The organism is Johannesbaptistia floridana, assembly GCF_057440575.1.
Genome location: NZ_JALKVM010000022.1, coordinates 1 through 4,379 on the forward strand (window position 1 = coordinate 1; position 4,379 = coordinate 4,379).

At 37.2% G+C, this 4,379-nt stretch carries 4 protein-coding genes; 3 read left to right on the plus strand and 1 reads right to left on the minus strand.

Annotation, left to right across the window (positions count from 1 at the left end; genetic code table 11):
* Positions 1-152 precede the first annotated feature (152 nt).
* A complete protein-coding gene (locus tag MW688_RS01425) occupies positions 153-1,013 on the plus strand; it encodes an ABC transporter permease (protein ID WP_486734124.1) in 861 nt (286 codons plus the stop codon).
* Positions 1,010-2,365 carry an ABC transporter ATP-binding protein gene (locus tag MW688_RS01430; protein WP_486734125.1) on the plus strand — a complete coding sequence of 452 codons (1,356 nt, stop codon included), beginning with the start codon at positions 1,010-1,012 and terminating at the stop codon, positions 2,363-2,365. The genes MW688_RS01425 and MW688_RS01430 overlap by 4 nt, the downstream gene beginning before the upstream one ends.
* An 88-nt stretch (positions 2,366-2,453) precedes the next feature.
* Here MW688_RS01430 and MW688_RS01435 read toward each other — a convergent pair whose 3' ends face one another.
* Positions 2,454-3,632 (minus strand): restriction endonuclease subunit S, encoded by a 1,179-nt coding sequence (locus tag MW688_RS01435; RefSeq protein WP_486734126.1) that lies wholly within the window; start codon positions 3,630-3,632, stop codon positions 2,454-2,456.
* A gap of 573 nt (positions 3,633-4,205) precedes the next feature.
* On the opposite strand from MW688_RS01435, the gene MW688_RS01440 reads away from it, so the two are divergent.
* Positions 4,206-4,334 (plus strand): transposase, encoded by a 129-nt coding sequence (locus MW688_RS01440; protein ID WP_486734127.1) that lies wholly within the window; start codon positions 4,206-4,208, stop codon positions 4,332-4,334.
* Positions 4,335-4,379 lie beyond the last annotated feature (45 nt).

A 4,379-nucleotide genomic window follows, 5' to 3' on the forward strand; every position in this document is an offset into this window, starting at 1 on the left:
ATGAACTTTTTCTGAGGTTAATTTAGTACATGAGTACTGGTGCTTTGATATGAGTAAAGAAGATAATTCGGTGGGTTACGTGCTGCGCACTTCACACCCTACTAGATAAAATAAATGATAAAATTTGTGAGTTGTTATTCAGGAAACTAGTATTGTCTACTTTTGATCCCAAATTAACAAGAAAAATAACTCCATCAGAAACAGTCATCAGACCACCATCAACCTCACTAAGGTTTTTCAGTTTCCGGGAAATTTATCAGTATCGTCATTTAATTTTTAATTTAGTACGTCGAGATATCAAGGTACAATTTAACCAAATGTATCTAGGTGTTCTGTGGGCAACAGCTAGACCATTATTAATGGTAGCAATCTTTGCTTTATTTAAAAACCTCTCTAAGGCTGATCTTCATGTACCAATTCCCTATGCTGTCTATGTGTATAGTGGATTAATTCTCTGGTTTTATTTTTTAGAAGCTACAAGTATCACTTCTAAATCTTTGGAAAAAAATGCTAACTTAATTACTAAAGTTTACTTTCCTCGAATTATTAGCTTAATTGTGCCGATATTAGCTAGTTTTTATAATTTTTGTGTGGCAGGTTTCCCTTTGCTGATTATGATGCTGTGGCAGGGTGTTTATCCGGGATGGCGTATAATCCTCTTACCTGTGGTGATTATTCAATGTATGCTTCTAATTCTGGCAGTAGGGCTAATTTTTGCAGCCCTTTCCCTTGATAGTAAAGATTTTGATAAACTATTAAATCAAATACTGTATATTGGCCTTTATGTATCTCCAGTAATTTTTGCACCCGGCTTAATTCCTGAAGCGGCAAGACCAATTTATTTTTTAAATCCTATGGCAGGTATTTTACTAGCTTTTAGATCGACTCTATTTGCTGATTTTCCTTTTCCTACTACCCAGTGGCTATATTCAGTTTTGGCAACAACAATATTATTAGGGATTGGTATGTTAATTTATCAAAAAGTAGAAGCTTTTATTGCCGATAAACTATGACCAAATCCCAGCAACCAGTTATTTCCGTAATTGGACTCTCAAAAAAATATTACCTCGGTTCAGAAAATTATCAATTAGGTACCAGGATTTTACGCAAGTTAAAACGCCAAATATCCCTATCATCAAAGAAAGATGACCTAGAAACAGATAAGATAATCTGGGCGCTAAAAGATGTGGATTTTGACATATACCAAGGGGAAAGAGTCGGAATTATTGGCAAAAACGGCGCTGGTAAGTCAACTTTGTTAAAAATTTTATCCCGCTTGGTTTATCCTACGGAAGGTAGGGCGATAATCAGAGGGAGAATTACCTCTTTGTTGGAGGTGGGGACGGGTTTTAATGCTAGTTTGTCAGGAAGAGATAATATTTATTTAAATGCTTCTCTCCACGGATTGCAGCGTCAGGAAATTGATGATATTTTTGAAGATGTGGTGGAATTTTCTGAGGTGAGACGGTTTCTAGATACCCCCGTAAAACACTATTCCAGTGGGATGCGGATGCGTTTAGCTTTTGCTGTGGCAGCCCATTTAGACCCGGATATTCTCCTCCTAGATGAAGTGTTAGCAGTGGGAGATATGTCCTTTCAACAGAAATGTTTAGAACGAGTAGAAGGTTTAACCTCCCAAGGTAGAACGGTAATTTTTGTATCTCATAGTATGGACGCAGTAGCCCGATTTTGCGATCGCTGTATCTGGTTTGAACAGGGTAAAATTATCGCTGATGGTCCTACGGAAACTGTCATCACTAAATATATTGAAAAGGTTATGGGGGTTACCTCTCAGTGGTATTCTTCACTAAATTATCAATCCTCTCCTCAAAGCACTTCTTCCTCTTCAGTAAATTCAATAGAGACAAATCCCTATTTTCAGGTAATCTCTGTGAGAGTTGTTAACAGTGACAAACAGAGAGTTACTACTATTGCTGTCTATGAAAAAGTTGGTGTAGAAATAACCTATGATATCTTCGACGGTAGCCAAAATATTCAACCTGCTTTACACTGTAAAACCCAAAATAATCAATTTGCTTTTGCTGTTGCCTATACAGACCCTGAGTATATGTATAGTAATCCAAAACCAGGCAGGTATTGCGCGATCGCCTGGATTCCCCCTAATTTACTCAATATTGGATTAGTTCATATCACTTTAGTTATGGCTACACCAGATCCTCTCAAAGAGTATTTAGTTCAAGAAAGGATTGTTTCTTTTAATGTTCACGAAACCCAAGGAGTTACTAATACTGCTAGAGGCTTATTTGGCCGAGATTTTCCGGGACCTGTTCGTCCTCTGTTAACTTGGGAAACTGAGTATCACTCTTCTACTGCTGATGAGGTGACAACCAGGTTGAATCGGTAGGTAGGTTTGTTGGTGTTAAGCTGATTTTAAAGCTCAATGGCGATCGCTTTTTCTTGGTTTAAAGTTTTATCCTCAAGTTATTTTTCTTTTATAGTTCGCCTCGGAAAGCTCTTTGTAGTAGGGAGTTGAAGAGATTATCGATAGATATTTTACTTTGGTCATTTTTTCTAGCATTTTTTCTCATCTGCTGAATCAATTGAGAAAATTTTTGTTGTAGGTGATAAGGTGGCACTGGTAAATCTAATTTGCTAAGTATTTTAAGATTAATATTTTTTTGGGTAGATTGTGGAGCGAGATCTTCTAAAATAGGTTGTAAAAAATTAAACCATCCTTGAATATATTCATTTGTTACTCTTTCATTTGGTTGAAAACCAACAACACTATCAGGAAAACAAGCATCAAAACCAAGTATTCCAGTTTGAGCGATATTTGCAGCTATAGTAATACAAAGAGTTCCTGCTTGCCACATTTTACTTTGTGCCAACCCCTTCTCGGAATAGGTTTGAGTATAAGTTTCAATGACTCCTTTACAGTTAGCTATATCTCCTGTTTGAATTAATGGATATTTTCCATTCAGTAAACAAGGATCATTGCGAGGACGATGTTTAGATTTTCCTCTATTTAAAGTGCCTAAATTTCCTAGTAAATCTTTTTCCCACTCTTTAGGATTGGTAACAGGATCGCCAAACATCTCCAGAAAAAGCGATCGCAACAACTCCTCCGTTAACCTTATTGCCTCCTGGCGCTTGCGTCCTATTTCGTATGCTTTATCTAGTATTGCTGCAATGCGTTTTTGTTCTTCTAGGGGGGGTAGAGGTATTGTAAGCCTCAGTATATCTTTGGGATAAAGATGAATTCCTTTGACTAACTGTTTAATTTCATGTCTTGTTCTGCCATTTAACATCCAGTAATATGCAAAACTAGGGTCAAGAACTGATTTATTTACTCTGATTATGGTCCACTCCCCAGTAGCCAAAGCGTTTTTGACATTTTTGTCAGCTTTATAAATTTTTGTACCTACATAATCAGCGTTGTGGGCAGCATTAAGAATTAAAATATCCTCTTCATTAATCAATTTTTGTTTAAATTTGTTAACAAAGCCTTGATCAACATAGGATTCAAATAAGCCTTTAAATACCCCTTTATCGGAAATATCTTTAATTTTTAATACAGGATGGCCACGGTAGCGTTGCTCATCTTTTGAAGGAGTTTTTCCATTAAAAACCCTTGCAACTTCGGAAATAGGAACCCTTGAAAATTCTCGCATCACCCCAACATCGCCTCCAACGCCTGTAAATCATCTCTTATTTCCTCTGCATCGGGTTTAGACACTCCAGACGGCATAGAAATTACCCCTTCTAACTGATGATGTTCTACTAATATAACAGTAGCTTGTAGGTTGGGCCCTTGGTCACTACACCCAACAATTTACCTTCATGTCTCTGCCTATTTATTATAGCAGTGCTTGTTTTAGGGCGATCGCCCTAACTCCTCATAATCTTAAAAGCAATTCATCTAATATTTAATCCCGTAGGGTGTGCGCACCAAATTATCGAGGATGAATTCAGATATTCAGTAGCTGGGATTATAAACTTATGACGGTGCGTTACACGCAGGTTAACGCACCCTTCTGGACTTTCTTAGCTTTACTTAGACCAAAGCACGCAAATACAAAAGTACTAAGAGGCTGTTTGTAAAGTTTTCTTAAGGAAGAGCACACCGCTTGCGCGGATCTCGCACTCTTATCGCCAATATTTAGAAGTGCCAAAATTGTCTAAAGGCTTATTTCTAGTTCCATGAGCAGAAAAAACTATCCCTCAAATTTTACCAAGACGTTGGGTTGATCGATAGAACTTTCGCTTGGATTGGGCGTAATTGTAGATTATCCAAAGATTATGAAGAGTTATCAGAAGTAAGCGAAGCTTATATATATATTTCGATGATACGTTTAATGCTCAAAACGTTTTAGTTTCCCTAGATGGTGGTTTTGATAATTTGTCGTTTACCGCAGGTG

Bases quoted from the DNA above. Each gene is read 5' to 3' on its own strand.
- MW688_RS01435 (WP_486734126.1), bottom strand. From the start codon at position 3,632: ATGCGAGAATTTTCAAGGGTTCCTATTTCCGAAGTTGCAAGGGTTTTT.
- MW688_RS01430 (WP_486734125.1), top strand. From the start codon at position 1,010: ATGACCAAATCCCAGCAACCAGTTATTTCCGTAATTGGACTCTCAAAA.